The organism is Colidextribacter sp. OB.20 (assembly GCF_009911595.1).
GTDB lineage: Bacteria > Bacillota > Clostridia > Oscillospirales > Oscillospiraceae > Lawsonibacter.
On sequence record NZ_QWKG01000011.1, the window covers coordinates 1 to 1,429 of the forward strand.

Sequence of the window (1,429 nt, forward strand, 5' to 3'; positions counted from 1 at the left end):
TCGGTGCAATTTTCCCGGTTTCTCCCTTGTAAGAGCGATATTTTTTCATCCGAACACGACAAACCAGCCCCAACTCTTTCATCAAGCGGCGAACGGTTTTGTGGTTCAAATGGATGCCACGCCTATCCAGCTCTATTGTAATCCGCCGGTAGCCGTATCGTCCCTTGTTTTCGTGGTATATGGCTGTAATTTCTGCCTGTTCCATTTCATACTTATCTGGACCATTCATTTGTTTCAAATGATAGTAGAATGTTGCGCGGGGTAGTTGAGCAATTGAAAGTAGTATTTCCAGTTTGTGTTTTTGCCTCAGTTCTTGAACTACCTGCGTTTTTTGCGCTGGCGTCGCTCGTCTTCCAAAACCAAGGCTTGCAAGTTTTTTAGGTAGTCGTTCTCCGCCCGCAGTCGCTGCACCTCCGCTAATAAGTCTTCTTCCACTGCCTTTGCCAGTTTCCGGGGCTGCCCGGTACTCCTACGTCCTCGCCGCTCCAACGCAAAGCCTTCCGGCCCTTCCTCCAGATAGATTCTCTCCCATACCGCAATTCGTTTATCATCTGTCCCAAATCTACGGGCTGTTTCTTTGTAGCTTAATTTTTCCTGCAGCATAGTTTCTATGACCTTTTTCTTGAACTCTGGCGTATACCGTTTGTTTGCTACTCCTTTTGGCATAATAAATCACCCCACTTGTTAGTAGTATACCATACTCTCTAACAAATGGGGTGCAGTTCACAGTCCAGGGCGGCTTTTTTCAGTCCTCAAACAGCTTTGAAACGGGAACTTCCAGCACATCCGCGATTTTGAACAGCGTTTCCATCGACACGCCAAAGACCCGCGTGGGGCTTTCAATTTTAGAGACATACGACCATGACCGCCCGATCTTATCTGCAAACGCCTCCTGCGTCAGCCCCAGCAATTTACGGTAGTATTGCACCTTCAATCCGAAGCGGATGTACTGCTCCCGATATTTCGTTTCCATAGCACACCCCTCTTTCCGATAAAATGGTGGACAACAGCGACTTTCTGATTGCCTACGCATGGCACCCCGGCAACGCCCGTGAGCTGGTAAAATACGCCCAGCGGCGGGAGCGGCGGGGATTATTGCGTGTGAATGTGCTGGGCCAACCGCAGGCCGTAATCTGTCACTGAAGATAAGGGCATACGGATAAGAGCCATTGACCTCGAAATCAACAGCTCTTACTCTTTCATTCTGATTGCCCCATCTAAAGTGGCTTCTACAATGGGAAGATATTTCTCCGGGCATAGCTACGTTTTGTGGCGTACCCTCCGGCGTACCTCGCTGTTCTCCTATAATTCATCTTCATTGAATAGAAAGTCCTGTCTTACGTTGTACCGGCCATGAAATTGTGTTATAATCAAAGCAAACTTTTAGAAAAACGGGGTGCGTCCCATGTACGATGTAATTGTTGTCGGC

At 48.1% G+C, this 1,429-nt stretch carries 3 protein-coding genes; all 3 read right to left on the reverse strand.

Annotated elements, in window-relative coordinates:
• Positions 1-205 (reverse strand): IS3 family transposase (locus D1641_RS03800; protein ID WP_160663076.1); only part of this gene is annotated, 205 nt, incomplete at its 3' end.
• 113 nt (positions 206-318) lie between these two features.
• Positions 319-666: a helix-turn-helix domain-containing protein gene (locus tag D1641_RS03805; protein WP_160663077.1), complete on the reverse strand. Its 348-nt coding sequence runs from the start codon at positions 664-666 to the stop codon at positions 319-321.
• A 79-nt stretch (positions 667-745) separates the two neighbouring features.
• On the reverse strand, positions 746-973 hold the full coding sequence (locus D1641_RS03810; RefSeq protein ID WP_160663078.1) for a helix-turn-helix transcriptional regulator: 228 nt from the start codon (positions 971-973) through the stop codon (positions 746-748).
• Between the last annotated feature and the right edge of the window lie 456 nt (positions 974-1,429).

Bases quoted from the DNA above. Each gene is read 5' to 3' on its own strand.
- D1641_RS03810 (WP_160663078.1), bottom strand. From the start codon at position 973: ATGGAAACGAAATATCGGGAGCAGTACATCCGCTTCGGATTGAAGGTG.
- D1641_RS03805 (WP_160663077.1), bottom strand. From the start codon at position 666: ATGCCAAAAGGAGTAGCAAACAAACGGTATACGCCAGAGTTCAAGAAA.